The organism is Pseudomonas sp. NPDC087804 (assembly GCF_044742965.1).
Taxonomy (GTDB): Bacteria; Pseudomonadota; Gammaproteobacteria; order Pseudomonadales; family Pseudomonadaceae; genus Aquipseudomonas; species Aquipseudomonas rustica.
Genome location: NZ_JBIUVN010000010.1, coordinates 102,962 through 127,812, shown reverse-complemented (window position 1 = coordinate 127,812; position 24,851 = coordinate 102,962). Strand labels below are relative to the sequence as shown.

22 protein-coding genes and 1 pseudogene are annotated in these 24,851 nt (G+C 59.2%); 5 read left to right on the top strand and 18 right to left on the bottom strand.

The window, feature by feature from the left end:
- Positions 1 to 4: 4 nt before the first annotated feature.
- The 9 genes and pseudogenes from ACIOMO_RS15745 to ACIOMO_RS15705 all read right to left on the bottom strand — a co-directional run bounded on the left by ACIOMO_RS15745 (position 5) and on the right by ACIOMO_RS15705 (position 7,910).
- Positions 5 to 925: a hypothetical protein gene (locus tag ACIOMO_RS15745; RefSeq protein ID WP_212550335.1), complete on the bottom strand. Its 921-nt coding sequence runs from the start codon at positions 923 to 925 to the stop codon at positions 5 to 7.
- The gene (locus ACIOMO_RS15740; RefSeq protein WP_212545366.1) at positions 918 to 1,436 is read right to left on the bottom strand and encodes a PAAR domain-containing protein; all 519 of its coding nucleotides are present in this window, start codon (positions 1,434 to 1,436) and stop codon (positions 918 to 920) included. The genes ACIOMO_RS15745 and ACIOMO_RS15740 overlap by 8 nt, the downstream gene beginning before the upstream one ends.
- A gap of 10 nt (positions 1,437 to 1,446) precedes the next feature.
- Entirely contained in the window at positions 1,447 to 1,854 is a 408-nt protein-coding gene (tssE, locus tag ACIOMO_RS15735) for a type VI secretion system baseplate subunit TssE (protein WP_053125113.1), read from the bottom strand.
- Between the two features lie 9 nt (positions 1,855 to 1,863).
- Positions 1,864 to 3,338, bottom strand: a pseudogene (gene tssC / locus ACIOMO_RS15730) (type VI secretion system contractile sheath large subunit).
- Between the two features lie 26 nt (positions 3,339 to 3,364).
- Positions 3,365 to 3,868 (bottom strand): type VI secretion system contractile sheath small subunit, encoded by a 504-nt coding sequence (gene tssB, locus ACIOMO_RS15725; RefSeq protein WP_053125115.1) that lies wholly within the window; start codon positions 3,866 to 3,868, stop codon positions 3,365 to 3,367.
- Between the two features lie 32 nt (positions 3,869 to 3,900).
- Positions 3,901 to 5,463 carry a type VI secretion system protein TssA gene (tssA, locus tag ACIOMO_RS15720; protein ID WP_159814449.1) on the bottom strand — a complete coding sequence of 521 codons (1,563 nt, stop codon included), beginning with the start codon at positions 5,461 to 5,463 and terminating at the stop codon, positions 3,901 to 3,903.
- Between the two features lie 641 nt (positions 5,464 to 6,104).
- Positions 6,105 to 6,380 (bottom strand): HU family DNA-binding protein, encoded by a 276-nt coding sequence (locus tag ACIOMO_RS15715; RefSeq protein WP_003213368.1) that lies wholly within the window; start codon positions 6,378 to 6,380, stop codon positions 6,105 to 6,107.
- A gap of 192 nt (positions 6,381 to 6,572) precedes the next feature.
- Positions 6,573 to 7,721 carry an NAD(P)/FAD-dependent oxidoreductase gene (locus ACIOMO_RS15710; RefSeq protein WP_401241872.1) on the bottom strand — a complete coding sequence of 383 codons (1,149 nt, stop codon included), beginning with the start codon at positions 7,719 to 7,721 and terminating at the stop codon, positions 6,573 to 6,575.
- A 21-nt stretch (positions 7,722 to 7,742) separates the two neighbouring features.
- Positions 7,743 to 7,910, bottom strand: a complete 168-nt coding sequence (locus ACIOMO_RS15705) for a rubredoxin (RefSeq protein WP_007954349.1) — start codon at positions 7,908 to 7,910, stop codon at positions 7,743 to 7,745.
- A 201-nt stretch (positions 7,911 to 8,111) separates the two neighbouring features.
- On the opposite strand from ACIOMO_RS15705, the gene ACIOMO_RS15700 reads away from it, so the two are divergent.
- Positions 8,112 to 8,672 carry a chorismate--pyruvate lyase family protein gene (locus ACIOMO_RS15700; protein WP_401241869.1) on the top strand — a complete coding sequence of 187 codons (561 nt, stop codon included), beginning with the start codon at positions 8,112 to 8,114 and terminating at the stop codon, positions 8,670 to 8,672.
- Positions 8,672 to 9,562, top strand: a complete 891-nt coding sequence (gene ubiA / locus ACIOMO_RS15695) for a 4-hydroxybenzoate octaprenyltransferase (RefSeq protein ID WP_129386663.1) — start codon at positions 8,672 to 8,674, stop codon at positions 9,560 to 9,562. Before ACIOMO_RS15700 ends, ubiA begins: the two co-directional genes overlap by 1 nt.
- Positions 9,563 to 9,677: 115 nt before the next feature.
- Here ubiA and ACIOMO_RS15690 read toward each other — a convergent pair whose 3' ends face one another.
- Entirely contained in the window at positions 9,678 to 10,061 is a 384-nt protein-coding gene (locus ACIOMO_RS15690; protein ID WP_053125125.1) for a hypothetical protein, read from the bottom strand.
- A gap of 151 nt (positions 10,062 to 10,212) precedes the next feature.
- Here ACIOMO_RS15690 and phoB point away from each other — a divergent pair, with 151 nt between their 5' ends.
- The 3 genes from phoB (at position 10,213) to ACIOMO_RS15675 (ending at position 13,791) form a co-directional block, all read left to right on the top strand.
- Complete coding sequence (gene phoB, locus ACIOMO_RS15685) at positions 10,213 to 10,902, top strand: phosphate regulon transcriptional regulator PhoB (RefSeq protein WP_007896474.1); 690 nt, start codon at positions 10,213 to 10,215, stop codon at positions 10,900 to 10,902.
- Positions 10,903 to 11,040: 138 nt separating this feature from the next.
- On the top strand, positions 11,041 to 12,327 hold the full coding sequence (phoR, locus tag ACIOMO_RS15680) for a phosphate regulon sensor histidine kinase PhoR (RefSeq protein ID WP_401241920.1): 1,287 nt from the start codon (positions 11,041 to 11,043) through the stop codon (positions 12,325 to 12,327).
- A 123-nt stretch (positions 12,328 to 12,450) separates the two neighbouring features.
- On the top strand, positions 12,451 to 13,791 hold the full coding sequence (locus tag ACIOMO_RS15675) for a hemolysin family protein (RefSeq protein ID WP_053125129.1): 1,341 nt from the start codon (positions 12,451 to 12,453) through the stop codon (positions 13,789 to 13,791).
- Positions 13,792 to 13,960: 169 nt separating this feature from the next.
- Here the strand turns inward: ACIOMO_RS15675 and ACIOMO_RS15670 are convergent, their stop codons facing one another.
- The 8 genes from ACIOMO_RS15670 to ACIOMO_RS15635 form a co-directional block, all read right to left on the bottom strand.
- Entirely contained in the window at positions 13,961 to 14,857 is an 897-nt protein-coding gene (locus ACIOMO_RS15670) for a peptidoglycan DD-metalloendopeptidase family protein (protein ID WP_401241866.1), read from the bottom strand.
- A 184-nt stretch (positions 14,858 to 15,041) separates the two neighbouring features.
- A complete protein-coding gene (locus ACIOMO_RS15665; RefSeq protein WP_212545374.1) occupies positions 15,042 to 15,947 on the bottom strand; it encodes a response regulator in 906 nt (301 codons plus the stop codon).
- A gap of 164 nt (positions 15,948 to 16,111) precedes the next feature.
- Entirely contained in the window at positions 16,112 to 16,873 is a 762-nt protein-coding gene (phoU, locus tag ACIOMO_RS15660) for a phosphate signaling complex protein PhoU (protein WP_053125136.1), read from the bottom strand.
- 121 nt (positions 16,874 to 16,994) lie between these two features.
- Positions 16,995 to 17,828 (bottom strand): phosphate ABC transporter ATP-binding protein PstB, encoded by an 834-nt coding sequence (gene pstB / locus ACIOMO_RS15655; protein ID WP_008078766.1) that lies wholly within the window; start codon positions 17,826 to 17,828, stop codon positions 16,995 to 16,997.
- A 160-nt stretch (positions 17,829 to 17,988) separates the two neighbouring features.
- A complete protein-coding gene (gene pstA / locus ACIOMO_RS15650) occupies positions 17,989 to 19,659 on the bottom strand; it encodes a phosphate ABC transporter permease PstA (protein ID WP_401241862.1) in 1,671 nt (556 codons plus the stop codon).
- A 16-nt stretch (positions 19,660 to 19,675) separates the two neighbouring features.
- Positions 19,676 to 21,709 carry an ABC transporter permease subunit gene (locus tag ACIOMO_RS15645; protein ID WP_401241917.1) on the bottom strand — a complete coding sequence of 678 codons (2,034 nt, stop codon included), beginning with the start codon at positions 21,707 to 21,709 and terminating at the stop codon, positions 19,676 to 19,678.
- A 552-nt stretch (positions 21,710 to 22,261) separates the two neighbouring features.
- Positions 22,262 to 23,263, bottom strand: a complete 1,002-nt coding sequence (locus ACIOMO_RS15640) for a phosphate ABC transporter substrate-binding protein PstS (RefSeq protein ID WP_008078772.1) — start codon at positions 23,261 to 23,263, stop codon at positions 22,262 to 22,264.
- 240 nt (positions 23,264 to 23,503) lie between these two features.
- Positions 23,504 to 24,802 (bottom strand): MFS transporter, encoded by a 1,299-nt coding sequence (locus ACIOMO_RS15635; RefSeq protein ID WP_053125141.1) that lies wholly within the window; start codon positions 24,800 to 24,802, stop codon positions 23,504 to 23,506.
- Positions 24,803 to 24,851: the final 49 nt, after the last annotated feature.

The window sequence follows — 24,851 nt, the reverse complement described above, 5'->3', positions numbered from 1 at the left end:
TACGTCATTTCAACGTCGACTCGGTAGAGTCGTCCGGCATAGGCTCTTCCCAGATACCCATCCAGCGGCCATCGTTCGGACTAAGATTTTTGAAAAAATTATTCCACTCCTCAATCGGCCGCATTTCCAGAGCTTCTTTTTTTAACTTTCGCCTTCTCATCTCGTTTCCAAGAGTGCCTTTGAAGTTCCCCTCTTCATCAACTTCTATGCGAATCGCCGAAGAGATCATCGGATACTTCTTATCACCAAATAGCGCAACAAGAGCTGCAGCCTTCCGAACATGCACACCTAAAAAAACAGATTTTCCAGAAGCATCAGTAATAAAAGCCTCACAGTTCGGAAATCCATCACCAGTTATATATGTCACTACATCTAAATGCTTCGCCACTCGATCGAACGTCATTATAACTTTGTAACTTACGTCCAGGCTTGGCACGAATGTCATTCCTGTCAATTTTTTTGTTTCCGCTGAAAATGGAAAAGCGTGATTCTCACCTGCGTAACCACCATCAACCCAAACAGTAGTGACTGCACCCTTTTCACTTTTAATTGATGGCCAGCTTCCGCCTTTGGGCTTTAACTCTGCATCATAGTGAGTATGTTCTTCACCCGCCTTCCCGGAATCATTCGACTCCGTTTGCGTATTAACAACTTCGTTCGTTGCCAGCTTTACAAAAAACCTATGCCATACACGTGAAGTTATTAGCGTACCTTGAGCGCCAGAGAGGCCGCTTGGCTTTAACGAAAAGCCGCGTGCATCACCTTCGAAGTAAAAGCCGCTCCACCCAAACGTTTTCCCTGGGTGAAACGATCTTATATTGAATTCATAAGTTGAAAGCTTTGCTAATTTTACGGTCGCGACCTGCCCCTCACGATTGGTAGAAGGGGTGGAAGGAGCCTCCGCCAGAGGCGTAACGTTAGACATTCGCGACTCCTGCTGGAGGAAGCAGGGAAATTTTCAATATCTGGGAAGCTTTACCGGTGCTAACAGCTTTGGTGTGGCCGTTGACGTCCGTCACGCCCTCATAAATCTCACCTGACTCGGTCTCCAATCGGTAGCCGTAATTTGCCACCGGGCTACCTTCGTCGTCCCTCAAAACGAAAAAGTCATTGAAATAGTCAGGCATTGGAACTGGCGGCACAAACGTCACCGGCGTATGCGAATTGCCAATAATCACCGTCCCGGACCCAGCCGTAACCTTGTTCCCATGCGAACCCACCGAACCGACCGTTGCAGCAGGTTTGCCGTTAATCAAAACCGTGGTCGCCAGATCGCCGACCATCGCACCACCACACGCCGAGGCATCACCTTGGCGGGCGGCCGCGAGGCCGTCGAAGAACACGTCGCCGGAACCGGCGGCGATCGGGTTGGTGCCGTGGCCGGGGAGCGGGCAAGCGGTGGGGTCGGATACGCGTGCTGCGGGTTTGCCAGACATCGGAGTCTCCTTAGTTGACCTTCACTTGACCGCTGCCATCCAGGCGCGCGGCGAAACTGACCTGTCGCTTGAAACCATCAACTTCCAGCAGGCCTTCGATGCTGAAGGCCAGGCGTAGCTGATCGTGATCACGCGGCAGGGAAATGACACGCACATTGCTCAGGCGCGGCTCGTAGGCTTCGATGAAGCATTCGATGGCCAGGCGGGCCTGACTCAGAGAGTCGTGCAGGCTCAGGCGCATGTCATTGAGATCGGGCAACCCGTAGTCGGACAGCGTTTGCACGCTGCCGGCCCGGGTGCTGAGCATTTTGGCCAGATGGGCAGCCACGGACGCCATGGCGGAAACCTCGCGGCTCCAACCACTGCGTTTTTCTGCGTCGCCATTAAGGCGTTCGAAAAGGCTGCCGTATCCGTCCATGAGTCGCTCTTACTCTTTGTCCAGCTTGCCAACCAGCGACAGGGTGAAATCGGCACCCATGTACTTGAAGTGCGGACGCACGTTCAAGCTCACGCGGTACCAGCCCGGCTCGCCTTCAACGTCGCTGACGATGATTTGCGCAGCGCGCAGCGGACGACGGCCACGCACTTCGGCGCTCGGGTTTTCCTGGTCAGCAACGTACTGACGGATCCACTTGTTCAGTTCCAGCTCGAGGTCGGTACGTTCTTTCCACGAACCGAGTTGCTCGCGCTGCAGCACTTTCAAGTAGTGAGCCAGGCGGTTGACGATCATCATGTACGGCAGTTGAGTGCCGAGCTTGTAGTTCAGCTCTGCAGCCTTGCCTTCAGCGCTGATGCCGAAGAACTTCGGCTTCTGCACCGAGCTTGCGGAGAAGAACGCCGCGTTGTCGGAGCCTTTGCGCATGGTCAGAGAGATGAAGCCTTCCTCGGCCAGTTCGTATTCACGACGGTCGCTGACCAGAACCTCGGTAGGGATCTTGGTTTCGATTTCGCCCATGCTTTCGAAATGGTGCAGCGGCAGGTCTTCAACAGCGCCACCGCTCTGTGGGCCGATGATGTTCGGGCACCAGCGGAATTTGGCGAAGCTGTCGGTCAGCTTGGTGCCGAACGCGTAAGCAGTGTTGCCCCACAGGTAGTGCTCGTGGCTGTTGGCAACGGCTTCCTTGTACACGAACGATTTCACCGGGTTTTCTTCCGGGTCGTACGGGTTGCGCAGCAGGAAACGCGGCACGGTCAGGCCAACGTAGCGGGAGTCTTCCGAAGTCCGGAAGCTCTGCCATTTGGCGAATTGCGGGCCTTCGAAGTGGTCTTTCAGATCTTTCAGATCCGGCAGGCCGGTGAAGCTTTCCAGACCGAAGAATTTCGGGCCGGCCGCAGCAATGAACGGCGCGTGAGACATGCAGGCAACGCTGGACACGTACTGCATCAGTTTCACGTCAGGCGAGCTTGGCGACATGTAGTAGTTGGCGATGATCGCGCCCACCGGCTGACCACCGAACTGGCCGTATTCAGCGGTGTAGATGTGCTTGTACAGGCCAGACTGCATGACTTCCGGCGAATCTTCGAAATCGTCCAGCAGGTCTTCTTTGGAGACGTTGAGGATTTCAATCTTGATGTTTTCGCGGAAGTTGGTGCGGTCGACCAGCAGCTGCAGACCACGCCACGACGATTCCAGCGCCTGGAAATCCGGGTGTGCAGGATTTCGTCCATCTGACGGCTGAGCTTGGCATCGATCTCGGCGATCATGCGGTCAACCATGGCTTTCTTGACCGGTTCACCGTTGTTCTGCGGCTTGAGCAGTTCTTCGATGAAGGCCGACACGCCGCGTTTGGCGATGTCGTAGGCTTCGTCGTCCGGGGTCAGACGGGTTTCGGCGATGATGCTGTCGAGAATGCTGTACTCGCCGCTCGCGGCGCCTTTCTCTTGTGCTGCGCTAGTGCTCATTGTGTTGGCTTCCTTGGCTGCTGGGTTCAGGCGTCCGGGGCTGCGGCGTTGAGGCCCAGCTCACCGAGTACGCGACCGCGGGATTCGTCGTCGGCGAGCACGCCTTCGATGGCTTTACGGAACGCAGGGGCGTTACCCAGCGGGCCTTTGAGGGCCACCAGCGCATCGCGCAGTTCCATCAGTTTTTTCAGCTCAGGCACTTGCTCGACCAGGCTGGCCGGGTTGAAGTCCTTCATCGAATTGACGCGCAGCTGCACGCCCAACTCTTCCGTGCTGCCTTCTTCCTGCAGACGGTTCGGCACATTCATCGACAGGCTCAGCTCTTGCTTGGCCAACACCTCGTCGAAGGTCACCTTGTCGATGCTGATCGGCTTGCGATCTTCGATCTTGCGTTCGTCCTTGCGGTGGGTGTAGTCACCGATTGCCAGCAGCTTCAGCGGCAGTTCAATCTCTTCCTGAGCACCGCCGGTGGCGGGTTTGAAGGTGACGTTGATGCGTTCCTTGGGGGCTACCGAGCCTTCTTTGGCCATGGCTTTTCTCCTTGCGGTTGTGGCCCTGGGGCCTATTCGAGTACCACTTCGAGATCGAGGTGGCACAGCCTGCGATAAATCTCTTCCTTGCGTTCACGTACGGCATGGTTCTGCGGCAACAACTCGCAGCAGCTATGCAGTAAATGCAGCACTTCCAATGCAAGATCGGGCTCCCAGGCGTGCAGGCCTGAGTCCTGTAATGTCTGATCGAGGGTTTCCAGCTGGTTCTTGGCCAGTTCGTATTTCTTGGCCATGAAGCACAGCCGTGCGAGGGCGAACTGCCAGAAGAACCGCACGCGCCCGCCTTGGGCGGCTTGCAGTCCTTGCTTGAGAATCTGCACGGCAGGCTTGAGGCCTTCCTTGCGCAGAATCGGCAGCACCTCTTCGAGGGCTTTTTCCCAGGCAGGCTGGGTTTCGACGTTGTCGCTTTCGACCTTGCGCGGCGCGCTGGCGCTTTGCAGATGCGGCATGACGTTAGCGGCGATCCACGCCCGAGTAGCGGGATCGGCAAACGGTGCGCCGTCATGGAAACGCAGTTCGATAATGCCGGGCAGCCGTTGAACCAAAAGCGCGAAGTGGATTTCCACTTCGCGCATGGCCAGCTCGGCGTTGAGGTTCTGGAGACATTCCCAGACCATCCTCTGGCCATCGAACCAGAACGGCGCCTTCGCCAGGCTCGCCTCCAGTTCCACCAGCAGGTCGGCGTATTTGCCCTGATCGAAGCGATCCTGATAGAGCTTGAGCTTGTCGACCGGCAGGCCGCGCAACACGGTGATCTGCTCGGCGTTGCGCTCGGGCACCGCGTCGATGGTCATCCACAACAGCGTGCGGTTGAGGCGCAAGGCGCGCAGGTCAGTGGCTTTCTGCTTGAGCCACCAGGCACACAACGGGCGAGCGCTGTCTTGCTGGGCGCGCAATGCTTTGTGCGCGTCTTTTTCGTTGTCGATCGGCGCGCCGGGAGTGAGCAACTGGGTCGCGGCCTGCTTGACCTGCGCCACCGCTGCGCCCACCACACCGGGGGCCGGCTGATTGTCGGCAGCGCGCTGGATCATGGTTTTCAGGCGACGGGAGATCGGCAGCAGCAGCGGCGACTCATCGCCCAAGTGCTCGGCGCAAGCGGCTTCAAGACCAGTCAGATGATCGGAGAGCTGCCGGAACATCGGCAACTGCTCTTTGATCGCGATGTTTTCGGTGATGACCTGCTCAAGACGCGGCACCAGCCAGCCGATGGCGGCGGCACGGGTGCGGGGTTTGAGCGGGTGGACGTCGGCCCAGTTGTTTTCCGACAGATGGTGCAGCAGACCGAGGCCGGCCAGCAGCCCGGGGAAGGATTCACGCTGGTACAACGACCAGGTCAGCCAGGCGCCGACACGCAAATCCTTGGATTGGGTACGCAGCAGGTTTTCGCTGTTTTCGCGGATTTTCAGCCAGTCGATCTGCCCGCTTTCGTGCATCGACGAGGCTTTGCTCAGTTCGCTTTCCAATGCCTCGAATTCGCTCGAAAAACGAACGTCTTCGCCCGCGAAATTCTCTTTGGAAACAGAGACTTTTGCGAGTTCGAGGTAATGAGCGGAAAGTTTGCTTGAGTAGGACATCCATGGCCTTTATTAAGGATTACGGTCATGCGCCTATTGGAATTGCATCGGCGCGGGACAGTATCGAAGAGCGGGTACGGGACTCATCCAATTGAGTTTGTGCTCTTTCAAGTGCGCGCATCGTAATCACTATGATGGCCACTAGCAAGCATCTGATTAAACAACAAGACGAAGTGTTCTTTAAATCACGTAGGAGGTTTCCCTATATTCCGTCAGGGAATCCCCGATGCCATTTTAATAGCATCGCTCTGGTCGAACCGGCCGCAAAGCGTCGATCCAGAGCGGTCGCCAGCGCCCTTGAAAACAGGAGCCGAACGAGTCGCCGGAAGCAGAGCGGAGCATGACAAGTTTTGAAAAATCCCGATGTAGGAAAATTCTGAAAGACTTCATTGCTGTTTCAATTAAACGCCGCGTGACAACAGACAATTAAAAAAGTGCCATCACAATGATGGCTTTTATATAGAAAGGATTATCAGCCGACTGGATTGCATACAATGTGCATATTGTTGCAAGAGTATTAATGGCGATCGCCATACAACGATATGTAGAAACCATCAGGCATAAAAAATGGGCATCCGATTCAATCGGTATGCCCATTTTTCCGCAACCGTTCTCCCCATTATTCAGGGAGTTCGTTGCAATTATGGATTGACGCTGTCTTTCAACGATTTGCCTGGCTTGAACGCAACGGTGTTGCTGGCCTTGATTTTCACCGGCTCGCCGGTTTGCGGATTTTTGCCGGTACGGGCGCCGCGGTGGCGTTGCAGGAAGGTGCCGAAGCCCACCAGCGTGACGCTGTCCTTGCGGTGCAGAGCGCCGGTGATTTCTTCGAGAACGGCGTTGAGAACGCGGTTGGCCTGTTCTTTGGTCAGATCTGCTTTTTCAGCGATTGCAGCGGCGAGTTCTGGTTTACGCATTAGTGAAGCCCCTTTGACGGTTTTTTGTTGTTATGTCCGTGCTGTCCTCGTTGGAACAGCGCCCAAGGCGCCGCAGGTGCTCTACTCTGCGGCAGACGGGAGTGAGGATGGCACGCGGTTAAAGCCTGCGCCAGTCTCACCCGGATCTTTGTGGGGGCAAAAGCGGGGTGATTCCGACAGAACGACCGGTATTTACGCCAGCAAGGCTGGAAGCTGTTTGTTCAGGGCGAGTTTTTCCATCACCGCCGCGCCCGTCAGCGCATAACCGAGCAACTGGCCGTCTGCGTTATGGCACAACGCTTTGACGTCGGCGCCCTGCCCTTCGACCGTCCAGACGCCTTCGCTACCGCGTGGCGGCGGCGAAACAACCAACGGGCACACCGGGGTTTTCACGGTGATGGGCATAGGGCCGTAGGTCACTGCTGTAGGGTTTCCCGCCAGGGTTTGTGCCAGCGCACGCGCACAGCTCATGAGGGGCATTACGTACAACAGATTCAGCCCATCGACCTCGGCGCAATCGCCCAAGGCGTAGATATTGGCGTGGGACGTCTTCAAATGGCGATCAACCACGACACCGCGATTGACCTGCACGCCGGCAGCCGCCGCCAGATCAATGCGCGGGCGCAGACCGATGGCCGAGACCACCACATCGCAGGCGATGACCTGGCCGTCGGAGAGGTGCGCCTCCAGACCGTCAGCGACTTTCTGCAAACGGGTCAGCACCGGGCCAAGGTGGAACTTGGCGCCGAGGCTTTCCAGTCCAGCCTGCACGGCGGCGGCAGCGGCCGGGTGCAGCAAGGTCGGCATGACCTGCTCGCATGGCGCGACCAGTTGCACTTCATAGCCGCCAAGGATCAGGTCGTTGGCGAATTCGCAGCCAATCAGACCGGCGCCGAGCAGCAGCACGCGGCGCTTGCCGGCGGCTGCGGCACGGAATCGCGCGTAGTCTTCGAGATCATTGATCGGGAACACCAGTTCGGCGCCATCGCCTTCGACCGGCACGCGCACGGTTTCCGCGCCCCAGGCGAGAATCAGATCGCGATAGCTGACAGCTTCTTCGCCGATCCACAGACGCTTGTGGCCGGCATCGATACCGCTGATGCGCGTGTGGGTGCGCACTTCGGCTTTCAATTGCTCGGCCATGGCGCCCGGTTCGGCCATGCTCAGGCCATCGGCGTCTTTGTTTTTGCCAAAACCGGTGGAGAGCATTGGTTTGGAGTAAGAGCGGCCGTCATCGGCGGTAATCAACAGCAGCGGGGTTTCGCTGTCGAGCTTGCGAAATTCCCGGGCCAGGTTATAGCCCGCCAGGCCGGTGCCGATGATGACGACAGGTGCGCTCATGCCTTACTCCTTTGGATTTACTTAGTTGATTTCGATCATTTCGAAGTCCATTTTGCCGACGCCGCAGTCCGGGCACAGCCAGTCTTCCGGCACGTCCTGCCACAGAGTGCCCGGCGCGATGCCGTCATCCGGCCAGCCGTCGGCTTCGTTGTAGATCAGGCCGCAGACCACACATTGCCACTTTTTCATTCAGGTACTTCCTCAGGGGTTCAGGCTTTTGCCGGCGCGGACGGTCGATGGGTGTTGCGCTGCCGTCCGGCTCAGCGCGTTTTGTACTGATGGAGCCGCGCAGATGCAAGCCTGTTCGGCGCAACGGCGACCCGGATCGCTCAATATCGCAGCTCGCCATGGTAAGCTCGCCGCCTCATTTGCGGCCAATAATGACTCATTGTGCAACAGACAAATTCCTCCCCGGCCCCGCTCTGGCTGACTCAAAGCCGACTGACGCCCCTCCCCGATTCGTTGACCCTCGACTGGCTGTTCGACGAAGGCTCCCTGACCCGCCGACTCACCCGTTTGTCTAACGACGGCTTTAGCGTGACGCCCTTGTTCGAAGGCTGGGACACCCTGCGTGCCGACGAATGCGCGGCGCTGGATCTGGCCGCAGGCAGTGAAGGCTGGGTGCGCGAGGTGTATTTGCGCGGCCACGGCGAGGCTTGGGTGTTTGCCCGCAGCGTCGCTTCGCGCGCCGCGTTGCAGGGCGACGGTTTGCACATGGACGAACTCGGCAGCCGCTCGCTGGGCGAATTGCTGTTTTGCGATCAGGCCTTCCAGCGCCGCGCACTCGAAGTCTGCCACTACCCTGAAGAATGGCTGCCGCCCGCCGCCAAGGCGCCCGCACTGTGGGGCCGTCGTTCCCGTTTCGACCGTGGCGCGCTGAGCGTGCTGGTCGCGGAAATCTTCCTGCCGAGCCTGTGGCGCACCGCCCGCGCCCATTCGGAGAACTGCTGATGTATCAGAGCCTGCTCAAGTCCCTGAACCGTTTGAACCCGCGCGCCTGGGATTTCATTCAGCTGACCCGGATGGACAAGCCGATCGGCATTTACCTGCTGCTGTGGCCGACGCTGTGGGCGCTGTGGATTGCCGGAAAAGGCTCGCCGTCGCTGGCCAACGTGGTGATTTTTGTCCTCGGCGTAATCCTCACCCGCGCCGGCGGCTGCGTGATCAACGACTGGGCCGATCGCAAGGTCGACGGCCACGTCAAACGCACCGCGCAACGGCCATTGGCTGCGGGCAGAATCAGTTCGAAAGAAGCGCTGGTGTTCTTTGCGCTGTTGATGGGCGTGAGTTTTCTGCTGGTGCTGTGCACCAACGCGCCGACCATCTGGTTGTCGCTGGGCGGTCTGGCGCTGGCGTTCACCTATCCGTTCATGAAGCGCTTCACCTATTACCCGCAAGTGGTGCTGGGCGCGGCGTTCTCGTGGGGCATGCCGATGGCGTTCACCGCCGAGACCGGCGAGCTGCCGGCGGCGGCGTGGCTGCTGTGGATCGCTAACCTGCTGTGGACGGTGGGTTACGACACCTATTACGCGATGACCGACCGCGATGACGATTTGAAGATCGGCGTGAAGTCGACGGCGATTCTGTTTGGCGAAGCGGATCGGGTGATCATCCTGAGTTTGCAGGCGTTGTCGTTGGGCTGCCTGTTGCTGGCAGGGTCGAAGTTCGAGTTGGGGACGTGGTTTCACCTTGGTTTACTGGTCGCTGCCGGTTGCTACGCGTGGGAATTCTGGTACACGCGGGATCGCGACCGGATGCGCTGCTTCAAGGCGTTTTTGCACAACCATTGGGCCGGGTTGGCGATATTCGTCGGGATCGTGTTGGATTACGCGTTGCGCTAAACATAGAACCTTGTAGGAGCAAAGCTTGCTCGCGAAGACGTCGTGTCAGTCAGCACACGCGTTAACTGACACACCGCTTTCGCGAGCAAGCTCAGCTCCTACAAAGGCAATGCGGTTATTTGGCTTTGGCGACTTTCCAGGCGCCGTCCATTTTGCCGTCACCGGTCATGTCACCGGCCTTTTTGTCCATCACGAAGGTGTACAGCGGCATGCCTTGGTAGGCCCACTGCATCTTGCCGTCGTCACGCTTGATGACAGTCCAGTCACCCATCGACTTATCGCCCGCCGCAGCCATCAACGGCGGCCAGTTCGTCGCGCACTTGTCATTGCACATCGACTTGCCCGCAGAGTCTTTGGCGAAGGTGTACAGGGTCATGCCCTTGTGATCGGTGTACATGCCATCCTTTTCCATCGCCGGGTCGGCGGCGAATGCCATCGATGGCAATGCCAGGGCAGCGGCAAGCATCAGCGCTTTGAAAGAAACAGTCATTTGAGTCATGGAAACCTTCTTTTGTGGTTGTCAGGATTCGGACTTAAAGCTTAGTTCAGGATCGCGCCAATCGCCGGGCGACTAAAATACTGTCACACGACTGCAATAATTCCGTTATCTAATGCGGCGCAAGACAGTTAAATGACAAGAGGATTAAGGCATGGTTGGCAGGAGCATTCTGATCGTCGACGACGAAGCGCCCATTCGCGAAATGATCGCCGTTGCGTTGGAAATGGCCGGCTATGACTGCCTCGAGGCAGAGAACTCGCAGCAGGCGCACGCCATCATTGTCGACCGCAAGCCGGATCTGATCCTGCTCGACTGGATGCTGCCCGGCACGTCCGGCATCGAATTGGCCCGCCGCCTCAAGCGTGACGAGCTGACCGGGGATATCCCGATCATCATGCTCACCGCCAAGGGCGAAGAGGACAACAAGATCCAGGGTCTGGAAGTCGGTGCCGACGACTACATCACCAAACCGTTTTCCCCGCGTGAACTGGTCGCCCGCCTCAAAGCCGTGTTGCGCCGCGCCGGCCCGACTGATGGCGAAGCGCCGATTGAAGTCGGTGGCTTGCTGCTCGACCCGATCAGCCACCGCGTGACCATCGACGGCAAACCGGCCGAGATGGGCCCGACCGAATATCGTCTGCTGCAATTCTTCATGACCCACCAGGAACGCGCCTACACCCGTGGCCAGTTGCTGGATCAGGTCTGGGGCGGCAACGTCTACGTTGAAGAGCGCACCGTTGACGTGCACATCCGCCGCCTGCGCAAGGCCCTCGGCGACGCCTACGAAAATCTGGTACAAACCGTGCGCGGCACTGGCTACCGGTTTTCCACCAAGGCATAAAACAGCAGCTGCAAGCTTCTAGCTACAAGCGGCAAGTTGAAGCCGATCCGCTTTAGCTTGAAGCTTGTGGCTTGAAACTCGAAGCTGCGTTAAGGACGCTCCGTGAATCAAAACTGGCATGGCACCCTGATTCGCCACATGCTGTTGCTGGTCACCGCCTGCCTGGTGATCGGCCTGATCACCGGCTATTACGGCTGGAGCCTTGCTGCAGGTCTGGGTATTTATCTGGCCTGGACGCTCAAGCAGTTGCTGCGGTTGCATGAATGGCTGCGCCTGCACCAACCCGATGAAGCACCGCCCGATGGCTATGGCCTGTGGGGTGAGGTTTTTGACAGCATCTATCACCTGCAACGCCGCGACCAACGCGTACGCGGGCGTCTGCAAGCGGTGATCGACCGGGTTCAGGAATCCACCGCCGCGCTGAAAGACGCGGTGATCATGCTCGACAGCGACGGCAATCTGGAATGGTGGAACCGCGCGGCGGAAACCTTGCTCGGTCTGAAGACCCCGCAGGACAGCGGCCAACCGGTGACCAACCTGGTGCGCCATCCGCGCTTCAAGGAGTACTTCGAGCAAGACAGCTACGCCGAGCCGCTGGAAATCCCCTCGCCGACCAATGATCGCCTGCGCATTCAGCTGTACATCACCCGCTACGGCAACAATGAACACTTGATGCTGGTGCGCGACGTCACGCGCATCCATCAGCTGGAACAGATGCGCAAAGACTTCATCGCCAACGTTTCCCACGAACTGCGCACACCGCTGACGGTGATCTGCGGCTATCTGGAAACCCTGCTCGACAACGTCGAAGAGGTGAACCCGCGCTGGAGCCGAGCCCTGCAGCAAATGCAGCAACAAGGCGGGCGCATGCAGACGCTGCTCAACGACCTGTTGCTGCTGGCGAAACTGGAAGCCACTGATTACCCGTCGGACAACCAGCCAGTGCAGATCGACACGTTGCTGCAATCGATCAAAAGCGATGCGCAGCAATTGTCCGGCGCAAAAAACCAGCACATCACCCTCGAAGCCGATGCGAGCATTTTGCTCAAGGGCAGCGAGGCGGAGTTGCGCAGCGCGTTTTCCAATCTGGTGTTCAACGCGGTGAAGTACACCCCGGCCGAGGGCAATATCCGCATTCGCTGGTCGGGCGACGATCAAGGCGCGCACCTGAGCGTGCAGGATTCCGGGATCGGCATCGACAGCAAACACCTGCCGCGCCTGACCGAACGTTTCTACCGCGTCGACTCCAGCCGCAACTCCAACACCGGCGGCACCGGGCTAGGCCTGGCCATCGTCAAACACGTGTTGCTGCGCCATCGCGCACGGATGGAGATCAGCAGCGTGCCCGGTCACGGCAGCACGTTCACCTGCCATTTTGCCCCGGCTCAGGTGGCCCATGCACAGGCGATCAGCGCCAGCGAATGATGCCGCCCGGCACGCGCCACTAGGCAATCGCCCGGTCAGCCGCTACATTGGCTGACTTGTGCCTGCCTTTCAGGCGCGGCTTTTACCTTCTTTTGAATCATACGGAACCCGCAAAACTCCATCATGGACCCTTCCCCTGGCTTGTCCCTCGCAACAATATTTGCCGATTTCGGCATGATCCTATTTGCTCTGATCCTGGTTTTGCTCAACGGTTTTTTCGTTGCGGCGGAATTCGCCATGGTCAAACTGCGCTCGACCCGCGTCGAGGCCATCGCTGAACAGAACGGCTGGCGCGGGCATATCCTGCGCACCGTACACAGTCAGCTCGATGCGTACCTCTCGGCGTGTCAGCTCGGTATCACCCTCGCCTCCCTGGGCCTGGGCTGGGTCGGTGAGCCGGCGTTCGCGCACATTCTTGAGCCGCTGCTGAGCGCGGTCGGTGTGCAATCGGCCGAGGTCGTCAAAGGCGTCTCGTTCTTCACTGCGTTCTTCATCATTTCGTACCTGCACATCGTCGTCGGCGAGCTGGCCCCCAAGTCGTGGGCGATCCGCAAACCGGAGCTGCTGTCGCTGTGGACGGCGGTGCCGCTGTACCTGTTCTACTGGGCGATGTACCCGGCCATTTACCTGCTCAACGCCAGCGCCAACGCGATTCTGCGCATCGCCGGCCAGGGCGAACCCGGCCCGCACCACGAACACCATTACAGCCGCGAAGAACTGAAACTGATTCTGCACTCCAGCCGTGGCCAGAACCCCAGCGACCAGGGCATGCGTGTGCTGGCCTCGGCGGTGGAAATGGGCGAGCTGGAAGTGGTCGACTGGGCCAACTCCCGCGAAGACCTGATCTCGCTGGAATTCAACGCGCCGCTGAAGGAAATTCTGGCGATGTTCCGTCGCCACAAGTTCAGCCGCTATCCGGTGTACGACAGCGAGCGGCAGGAGTTCGTCGGCCTGCTGCACATCAAGGATCTGCTGCTGGAACTGGCGGCGCTGGATCACATTCCCGAGTCGTTCAACCTGGCTGAACTGACTCGTCCGCTGGAGCGCGTGTCGCGCCATATGCCGCTGTCGCAGTTGCTGGAGCAGTTCCGCAAGGGCGGCTCGCACTTCGCCGTGGTCGAGGAGGCTGACGGCAACATCATCGGCTACCTGACCATGGAAGACGTGCTGGAAGTGCTGGTCGGCGACATTCAGGACGAACACCGCAAGGCTGAACGCGGCATCCTCGCCTATCAGCCGGGCAAGCTGCTGGTGCGTGGCGACACGCCGTTGTTCAAGGTGGAACGTCTGCTCGGCATCGACCTCGATCACATCGAAGCGGAAACCCTCGCCGGCCTGGTCTATGAAACCCTCAACCGCGTGCCGGAAGAGGAAGAAGTGCTGGAAGTCGAAGGCCTGCGGATCATCATCAAAAAGATGAAAGGCCCGAAGATTGTGCTGGCGAAGGTGTTGATGCTGGATTGATCAGGATGGCGGGCGGCTTTTGTGGCGAGGGGATTTATCCCCGTTGGGCTGCGAAGCGGCCCCAAATCCTTCATCCCTGTATTGACTGACACACCGCATTGAATGTTTTGGGACGGCTTCGCCGTCCAACGGGGATAAATCCCCTCGCCACAGTTGATCTCCTCTGCCTTCACTGTTTGCCCAACGCAAAGTTGGGCAACGCGCCCAGTGGCTGGTTGAACTGATACGGAATCGATACCAGCCCCTGCCCCGTGTTGCGCTGCACCACAAAGTGCAAATGCGGGCCGCTGCTGTTGCCGGTGTTGCCGGACAGCGCCAGCGGACTGCCGACTGTCACTTGCTGTCCTTCCCTGACGCTCACCGAACCTTGCTTCAGATGCAGGTACACGCCCATCGTCCCGTCATTGTGCAACACGCGCACGAAGTTGCCGGACGGGTCGGTGCCGCGACCGCTCTGTGAGTTTTCGACTTTCACCACAACGCCCGCGCGCGCCGCGATGATTGGCGTGCCGACCGGCATGGCGATGTCCATCGCGTAACGATTCTTCGGCCCGAAGTGGCTGTACTGCCCCTCAGCGCCCTGACTCAAGCGAAACGGCCCGCCGCGCCACGGTAGCGGATAGCGATAGCTCTGCGTGACGCCAACGGGGTTGCCGAGGGAATATTGAAACTGCGGCGAATATTGCAACGGTTGGCCGGCAGTAATCGGCGTCAACAGCGCCATCCGGGTTTTGCTGCGCGCCGGCAGCACCCGACGGATGGCTTTTGCCGGCGCACCGCGCACGTTGCTCAGGCTGATAAACGCCAGCGCGATCTCGACCGGCGCGTACAGGTCGTTGCGCACGAACACCACGTCGCCGCCCTTCTGCTTCTTGATGTCGAGGTACACCTGACGCTCCAGGTGCTCGACCATGCGATCCTGAAACACGAACTCCTTCGCGCCTTTGCTCGGGCGATCGCTGTACGAGACCACACCGTTAGCATCGGTGGATTTGTAGACAGTGACGGCCACAGCCGAGGTAGAGGCCAAGAGAAAACCACAGAGAAACAGCAGGCGCGCGAACATGGGCAAGAGTCTGTCGAAGGAAGGCCTGAAAAGAGCCTAGCAGGTGAAACAGACCGGGGGAGTCGACAGATGTTTCAATTTGGCTAAAGGCAAAACAAAAGATCGCAGCCTTCGGCAGCTCCTACATTGGAATGCGATCCCCTGTAGGAGCTGCCGCAGGCTGCGATCTTTTCAGACGTGCCTCTTACGCGCCGGGGATGAAGTGCTTCTGCGCCGTGCCACGGGCAATCAGGCGGGAGATGTAGTCGAGCTTCTGTGCATCCTGATCGACAAAGCGGAAGGTCAGTTGCAGCCATTCGCTGTCGGGCTTCTGCTCATGCGCGACCACCGCGTGCAGATAGCCATTAAGGCGGGCGATCTCGGCATTGTCGCCCTGCTCCAGATCGAGCACCGCGCTGTCGAGGATCTGCGGCAGGTTCTCGCTGCGCTTCACCACCAGCAGCGCTTCCTTGAGGCTTAACGCTTTGATCACGCATTGCTGCGTGCCGCTCGGCAGCCGCAACTGGCCATGCCCACGACCACCGCTTGGCGCTGCCGAAGCGGCAGGTGCTTTGACGGGCGGGCTGTTGAGCAAACCGCGAGCCGGTGCAGCTGCCGGGGCAGGTGCTGCAACCACGGGCGCTTTACCGCCGGTCAATGCGCTCAGGGAATCGTTGCCGAATGCCGAGTTCATCTTGGTCGGGGCGCTGTTCATCAGGGCGTCGAGCTTGCCGATCTTGTTCAGGGCCTGTTTGACCTTGGTCAGCAGTTGCTCGTTGGTGAACGGTTTGCTGACGTAACCGGAAACGCCGGCCTGAATCGCCTGCACCACGTTCTCTTTATCGCCACGGCTGGTGACCATGATGAAGGGCATGGTTTTCAGGTTGTCTTGCTCGCGACACCAGGTCAGCAGTTCGAGGCCGGACATTTCCGGCATTTCCCAGTCGCACAGCACCAGGTCGAACGCTTCCTTGGTCAGCATGGCCTGAGCCTTTTTGCCGTTGATGGCGTCCTCGGTGCGGATCCCCGGGAAGTAATTGCGCAGGCACTTTTTCACCAGGTCACGAATGAACGACGCGTCGTCCACGACCAACACACTGATCTTGCTCATCCAACACCCCTATTAAAATCCCGGCAAGCATAACGCTGGCTGATGGCACATTGCCAAAACTCTTCAGTCACGCCGGGACTTTTCGTTCGCGGGTGCTGCTTTTTTATCGAAAGCTGTAAACGAAAACGCCCGGCCAAAGGGCCGGGCGCTTTACTCAGGCAATCTTACTTATCGTCAGCAACGTCCGGAACATTAGCGGTTTCGCCGCTTGTGCCTTGAACTTCTTCCTTCATGCGCTTGAGGCCCATGTGCCGCACGTCGGTGCCGCGCACCAGGTAAATCACCAACTCGGAGATGTTGCGCGCGTGGTCGCCGATGCGCTCCAGCGAACGCAGCACCCAGATGATGCTCAACACGCGCGAGATAGAGCGCGGATCTTCCATCATGTAAGTCGCCAGCTCACGCAGGGCGGTTTTGTATTCGCGGTCGATGATCTTGTCGTACTGCGCCACCGACAACGCCAGGTCAGCGTCGAAACGGGCAAACGCGTCCAGCGCATCGCGCACCATGTTGCGCACCTGGTCGCCAATGTGGCGAACCTCGACGTAACCGCGTGGCGCCTCACCTTCTTCGCACAACTGAATCGCGCGGCGAGCGATCTTGGTCGCTTCGTCGCCGATTCGCTCGAGGTCGATAACCGACTTGGAGATGCTGATGATCAAACGCAAGTCGGACGCCGCCGGCTGACGACGGGCAAGAATGCGCAGGCATTCTTCGTCGATGTTGCGTTCCATCTGGTTGATCTGGTCATCGATCTCGCGCACCTGCTGAGCCAGACCGGAGTCGGCCTCGATCAGCGCGGTCACCGCGTCGTTGACCTGCTTCTCGACCAGCCCGCCCATGGCCAGGAGGTGGCTGCGCACTTCCTCAAGCTCAGCATTGAACTGCGCAGAGATGTGATGGGTAAGGCCTTCCTTAGAAATCATTGTGTTCGCTCCGCAAAAGCTTTAACCAAGAGCTGCAAGCTACAAGCTGCAAGCTGAAATTTGTCGTTACGCTGAACCGCTTTGACTTGCCGCTTGCAGCTTCAAGCTTGCGGCTGTACGGCTAGCCGTACCGCCCCGTGATGTAGTCTTCGGTCTGCTTCTTCGCCGGATTGGTGAACAGGGTGTCGGTGTCGCCGAATTCCACCAGTTTGCCCATGTACATGAACGCCGTGTAATCCGAAACCCGCGCGGCCTGTTGCATGTTGTGCGTGACGATGACGATGGTGAACTTGGATTTCAGCTCGTAGATCAGCTCTTCGACTTTCAGGGTCGAGATCGGGTCGAGGGCCGAGCACGGTTCGTCGAGCAGCAGCACTTCCGGCTCAACCGCGATGGTACGGGCGATCACCAGACGTTGTTGCTGACCACCGGACAGACCGAGTGCCGATTCATGCAAACGGTCTTTGACTTCGTCCCACAGCGCCGCGCCTTTCAGCGCCCACTCGACCGCTTCGTCGAGGATGCGCTTCTTGTTGATGCCTTGAATGCGCAGGCCGTACACGACGTTTTCGTAGATGGTTTTCGGGAACGGGTTCGGCTTCTGGAACACCATGCCGACGCGACGACGCAGTTCAGCGACGTCTTCGCCCTTGCGATAGATGTTGTTGCCGTACAGGTTGATCGCGCCTTCTACGCGGCAGCCGTCAACCAGATCGTTCATGCGGTTGAAGGTGCGCAGCAGCGTCGATTTACCGCAGCCGGACGGGCCGATGAAGGCAGTCACGCGCTGTTTCGGAATGTTCATGCTGACGTCGAACAGCGCTTGTTTGTCGCCGTAGTACAGGCTCAGGCCCGGTACTTCGATGGCCACGGTTTCCTGCTCGAGGTTGAGGCTCTGCTTGTCGCGGCCCAGGGCGGACATGTTGATGCCGTGGGTATGTGCTTCGTGCTGCATGGGAGGCTCCCTGTGCTAACAAATTTGGTTCGGTTGGCCGCTGACCTCACAACATGGGTCAGCGGTGATACCGCTCTCTGTAGGAGCACAGCTTGCTGGCGAAGGCGATTTTGATGACGCCATCGCGGGCAAGCCTTGCTCCTACAGAGAGAGGCGTTAATCAGCTATCCAGTGCTTTGTATTTTTCGCGCAGGTGGTTGCGGATATACACCGCCGACAGGTTCAACGTCGCGATCACCAGCACCAGCAACAGCGCCGTGGCGTACACCAGCGGGCGCGCCGCCTCGACGTTCGGGCTCTGGAAGCCGACGTCATAAATGTGGAAGCCCAAGTGCATGATCTTCTGATCGAGGTGCAGATACGGGTAGTTGCCGTCCACCGGCAGCGACGGCGCCAGTTTCACCACACCCACCAGCATCAGCGGCGCCACTTCACCGGCGGCGCGGGCCACGGCGAGGATCATGCCGGTCATCATCGCCGGGCTGGCCATCGGGATCACGATCTTCCACAAGGTTTCAGCCTTGGTCGCGCCGAGGGCCAACGAGCCCTCACGCACGGTACGCGGAATACGTGCCAGACCTTCTTCCGTCGCCACAATAACCACCGGCACCGCCAGCAGCGCAAGCGTCAGCGAGGCCCAGAGCAGACCCGGTGTACCGAAAGTCGGTGCCGGCAGCGCTTCCGGGAAGAACAAGCGGTCGACCGAGCCACCGAGTACGTAAACGAAGAAGCCCAGACCGAACACGCCGTAAACGATCGCCGGAACGCCGGCAAGGTTGTTCACCGCGATACGGATGATCCGCGTCAGGGTGTTCTGTTTGGCGTATTCACGCAGGTACACCGCTGCCAGCACGCCGAACGGGGTGACGATCATCGCCATGATCAACGTCATCATCACGGTGCCGAAGATCGCCGGGAAAATCCCGCCTTCGGTGTTCGCTTCACGCGGGTCATCCGAAAGGAACTCCCAGATCTTGCTGAAGTAGAAACCGACCTTGGTGAACGTGCTCATCGCGTTCGGCTGGTAGGCGTGAACCACTTTGCCCAAACCGATTTCAATCTCTTTGCCGTTGGCGTCGCGAGCGGTCAACGCGTCGCGATTGAACTGCGCATGCAGGTCGGCCAGACGCGCTTCGATGTCCTGATAACGCGCGTTCAGTTCGGCACGCTCGGACTCCATGTCCGCCTGTGCGGTGGCGTCGAGTTTGCCTTCCAGCTCCAGTTTGCGACCATGCAGACGGATGCGTTCCAGCCCGGCGTTGATCGCACCGATGTCGGTTTTTTCCAGCGACTTCAGTTGCGCCGCCAGACCGTTTACCCGGTTGATCCGCGCCTGCAGTTCAGGCCAGGCAGCTTCGCCCTCGGCGATAACCTTGCCATCCTGTTTGACGTTGACCAGGTAGCCGTAAAAGTTACCCCACTCGCGACGCTCAATCGCCATCAACTCCGGCGGTGTGGTCTGGTTGGTCAGCCAGTCGCCGACGATCCAGGTGAAGTCGTTGCCGTTCAAGTCACGGTTGCCGACCTTGATCAGCTCGCGGGTCATGAATTCCGGGCCTTGATCCGGCACCGGCAAACCGGCGCTCTTCAGGCGAGCACGCGGCACTTCTTCTTTCTGTACCACTTCGCCGACGACCAGATGCTGGGCCTGACCCGGCACGTCGTAGCTGGCATGCACCAGATCCGCCGGCCAGAAGTGACCTAGACCGCGCACGGCAATCACTGCCAACAGGCCAATGGTCATGATGACCGCGATGGACACCGCGCCACCGCTGATCCAGACGCCCGGGGCGCCGCTCTTGAACCATCCTTTCAGGGAGTTCTGTTTCACAGACTTCTACCTTTGCTTAAAGCGACGAGTATTTCTTGCGCAGACGCTGACGAATCAGTTCTGCCAGGGTGTTCATGACGAAGGTGAACAACAGCAGCACCAGCGCCGAGAGGAACAGCACGCGGTAGTGGCTGCCGCCGACTTCCGACTCGGGCATTTCCACCGCGACGTTGGCGGCCAGAGTACGCAGGCCTTCGAACAGGTTCATTTCCATGACCGGGGTGTTACCGGTGGCCATCAGCACGATCATGGTTTCGCCGACCGCACGGCCCATGCCGATCATCAGCGCCGAGAAGATCCCCGGGCTGGCAGTCAGGATCACCACGCGAGTCATGGTCTGCCACGGTGTGGCACCGAGGGCCAACGAGCCAAGGGTCAGACCGCGCGGCACGCTGAACACGGCGTCTTCAGCAATCGAGTAGATGTTCGGGATGACCGCAAAACCCATGGCCAGACCGACCACCAAAGCGTTGCGCTGGTCGTAAGTGATGCCGAGGTCGTGGGAGATCCACATGCGCATGTCACCGCCGAAGAACCAGTTCTCCATGAACGGACTCATGTACAGCGACAGCCAGCCCACAAATAGAATCACTGGAATCAGCAGCGCACTTTCCCAACCGTCCGGGACTTTCAGGCGGATCGATTCAGGCAGGCGGCTGAAGGTGAAACCGGCGACCAGAATGCCGATCGGCAACAACATCAGCAGGCTGAAAATGCCCGGCAAATGCCCTTCTACATACGGCGCCAAAAACAGACCGGCGAAGAAACCGAGGATCACCGTCGGCATCGCTTCCATCAGTTCGATGACCGGTTTGACCTTGCGGCGCATGCCCGGGGCCATGAAGTACGCGGTGTAGATCGCCGCAGCGACGGCCAGTGGCGCCGCCAGCAGCATCGCGTAGAACGCGGCTTTCAGGGTGCCGAAGGTCAGTGGCGAGAGGCTCAGTTTCGGTTCGAAATCGGTGTTGGCCGCGGTCGATTGCCAGACGTATTTAGGCTCGTCGTAGTTCTCGTACCAGACCTTGCTCCACAGCGCGCTCCACGACACTTCCGGGTGCGGGTTGTCGAGCAGCAGCGGTTGCAGCTTGCCGCCGGCTTCGACGATCACGCGGTTGGCACGTGGCGACAGACCGAACAGGCCCTGACCTTCTACGACTTGATCGACCAACAGCGTGCGGTGCGCGGTGCTGTGGAACACGCCGAGCTTGCCGCTAGCATCCAGCGCGAGGAAGCCTTTGCGACGCTCTTCAGCGGTGATTTCAACGATCGGCGTGGTGCCCATCTGGAAGGTGCGAATCTGCTTCAGACGCTGTTCGCCATCCGGGTCACGCGCCATGAACCACTGGGCCAGACCGCCCTTGGAGTCGCCAATGATCAGCGAGATGCCACCGACCAACTGAGTGGAAGCGGTGACTTCAGCGTCGCCGTCTTCGAGCAGTTTGTAGCGACCGTTGAGGCTCTTGTCGCGCAGGCTGAACACGTCGGCCTGAGCACGCCCGTTGACCACGTACAGCCATTGCTGGCGTGGGTCGACGAAGATGTTTTTCACCGACTCGGTCATCTGCGGCAGATCGATACGCTTCTGCTCGTTGGTGACTTCGCCGGTCATCATGTTTTCTTCGCTGGTCAGCGACAACACGTTGAGTTGCGAACCGGTCGAGCCCACCAGCATCAGCGTGGTGTCGGTGGCGTTCAGGCTGACGTGCTCCAGCGCACCGCCGCTTTCGTTCAGCGCGATCGGCGTCTCGCCGTACGGATATTCGATGGCCGGGGTGATGGTTTTCTTGCCATCGGGGTAGCTGACTTTATAGGTGTGACGGAACACCAGCGCCTGACCGTTGGACAGGCCCACGGCCACCAGCGGATGACCCGGCTGATCTTCACCCAGCGAGGTCACGGTGGTGCCGGCCGGAACCGGCAGATCGACGCGCTTCAATTCAGCGCCACTGTCGATATCAAAGAACAGCGCCTGACCCTTGTCGGACACGCGCATGGCCACCTGATTCTGCTCTTCGAGCGAAATCATCAGCGGCTTGCCGGCGTCCTGCATCCAGGCCGGGGTGATCGCATCTTTCGCGGTCAGGTCGGCACCCTTGAACAGCGGCGCAACCACGTAGGCGAGAAAGAAGAAGATCAGGGTGATGGCTGCCAGCACCGCCAGGCCGCCAACGAGGACGTACCAGCGGGTGAAGCGATCCTTGAGCGCGCGAATGCGGCGCTTGCGTTGCAGCTCAGGCGTATTGAAATCAATGCGCTTGGGAGGGGAAGTCGTAGTCATTGGGGAATTGGCCAGATCATTCATGCGCACACCCTAGCGATCCTGTATGACAGAAAGATGACAATGCAGTGACGCACCAAATCCACCGCCAGCGGGTACTGGAGGAGGATCGAAGAATTCGAAGGTTCGCGGTGTCCTGTGGGGCCCGCCTGAAACCTGCTGTAACGGAAACGTTTGAAACCTGTGTAGGAGCTGACGAGGGAACCGAGGCTGCGATCTTTTGATCTTGCAGTCAGAGGCCAGATCAAAAGATCGCAGCCTCGGTTCCCTCGACAGCTCCTACAGGGGTTCCTGCAGATCCGGGTTTAGCCCGGATCTACGGGGTTACTTCTTTGCGACTTCAGCGCCGCCTTCTTGCAGACCGAGGTCAGCCAGTGCTTTTGCAGCAACCTTGGCTGGCAGCGGGATGTAGCCGTCTTTCACCACAACTTCCTGGCCCTGTTTCGACAGCACCAGTTTCACGAACTCAGCTTCCAGCGGAGCCAGAGGCTTGTTCGGGGCTTTGTTGACGTACACGTAGAGGAAACGCGACAGCGGGTACTTGCCGTTCAGGGCGTTTTCTTCGGTGTCTTCGATGAAGTCAGTGCCGCCCTTCTTGGCCAGAGCAACGGTTTTCACGCTAGCGGTTTTGTAGCCGATGCCCGAGTAACCGATGCCGTTCAGCGAGGAGCTGATCGACTGCACAACCGACGCCGAACCTGGCTGTTCGTTAACGTTTGGTTTGTAGTCGCCTTTGCACAGGGCTTCTTCTTTGAAGTAGCCGTAGGTGCCGGATACCGAGTTACGACCGAACAGCTGCACTGGCTTGTTGGCCAGGTCGCCGGTCACGCCCAGGTCGCCCCAGGTTTTCACGTCGGCTTTGGCGCCGCACAGACGGGTCGACGAGAAGATCGCGTCAACCTGTTCCATGGTCAGGTGCTGGATCGGGTTGTCCTTGTGCACGAACACAGCCAGGGCATCCACAGCCACCGGGATAGCGGTTGGCTTGTAGCCGTACTTCTGCTCGAAAGCAGCCAGTTCGGTGTCCTTCATCTTGCGGCTCATCGGGCCCAGGTTGGAGGTGCCTTCAGTCAGCGCAGGTGGCGCAGTGGCGGAGCCAGCGGCCTGAATCTGGATGTTTACGTTCGGGTATTCTTTTTTGTAGTTCTCAGCCCAGAGGGTCATGAGGTTGGCCAGGGTATCGGAGCCGACGCTGGACAGGTTGCCCGACACACCAGTGGTCTTGGTGTAGCTCGGGATAGCAGGGTCAACAGCGGCGAACGCGTTGGCAGTCGCAACGCCAGCAGCGACAAAAGTCATTGCCGCCATCAAACGCTTCAGTTTCATGCCTTACTCCTAGCAGATAGGGTGTGTTAAGTCGGGGCCAAGTATCAGCAGGCCGTGTGAACACTCTATGGCTGAAATATGACAATTGGATGAAAGGCCAGCATGTCGCGACAGATCGTTCCCACGCTCTGCGTGGGAACGCCGCCATGGACGCTGTGGGTCCGCATTTGAGAGGTGACGCGGAGCGTCACGGGATGCATTCCCACGCGGAGCGTGGGAACGATCAGGCGGGAGGGAAAATCAGCGCCCCTTCTTCCAGAGCCACGCCCCCACCAGCATCCCCATCGCGCACAGCACCGCCACATAATAAGCAGGCCCCATCGCGCTTTCCTTCAGCAGCAAACTCACCACCATCGGCGTCAAACCGCCAAAGATCGCGTAAGCCACGTTGTACGAGAACGACAACCCGCTGAAGCGCACCACCGGCGGAAACGCTTTCACCATCACATACGGCACCGCACCAATGGTGCCGACCAGGAAACCGGTCAGCGCGTACAGCGGGAACAGCCAGTTCGGGTGATCCGCGAGGCTGTGATAGAACGTCCACGAGCTGATCAGCAGGCCCAGGCAACCGAACACAAACACCCGGCCGGCACCAAAGCGATCCGCCAATGCGCCGGAAATGATGCAGCCGATGCTCAGGAACACGATCGCCAGACTGTTCGACTGCAGCGACTCCGTCGGGGTGAAGTGATAAACGGTTTGCAGCACGGTCGGGGTCATCAAAATGACCACGACGATGCCAGCGGAGAGCAACCAGGTCAGCAGCATCGAGATCGCAATCGCGCCGCGATGGTCGCGCAGCACCGCACGCAGCGGCACTTCTTCAGCCAAGGCTTTACGCTGTTGCAGCTCGGCGAACACCGGGGTTTCGTGCAGCCAGCGGCGCAGGTACACCGAGAACAGGCCAAACACACCGCCGAGCAGGAATGGAATCCGCCAGGCGTAATCGGACACTTCGGCAGGCGTATAAATGCTGTTGATCGCGGTGGCGACCAGCGAGCCGAGCAGGATGCCGGCGGTCAGGCCGCTGGTGAGGGTGCCGCAGGCGTAACCCATGTGTTTTTGCGGGACGTGTTCGGAAACGAAGACCCACGCGCCCGGCACTTCCCCGCCAATCGCCGCGCCCTGAATCACGCGCATCACCAGCAGCAGGATCGGTGCCCACATGCCGATCTGCGCATACGTTGGCAGCAGACCCATGATCAGGGTCGGCACGGCCATCATGAAAATGCTCAGGGTGAACATCTTCTTGCGCCCCAGCAGGTCGCCGAAGTGCGCCATGACGATGCCGCCCAACGGCCGCGCGAGGTAGCCGGCGGCGAAGATGCCGAAGGTCTGCATCAGACGCAGCCACTCGGGCATGTCGGCCGGGAAGAACAGCTTGCCGACCACAGTGGCGAAGAAAACGAAGATGATGAAGTCGTAGAACTCCAGCGCGCCGCCAAGGGCGGACAGCGACAGAGTCTTGTAGTCATTGCGGGTCAACGGTCGTGCGGGTTGCTCGGGCTGCGCGAGGCTCGAAGGCGCTGTGGTCATGGCAAGGGCTTCTCTTATAGTCGGATCTGCCGCCACAACAACGCTGGCG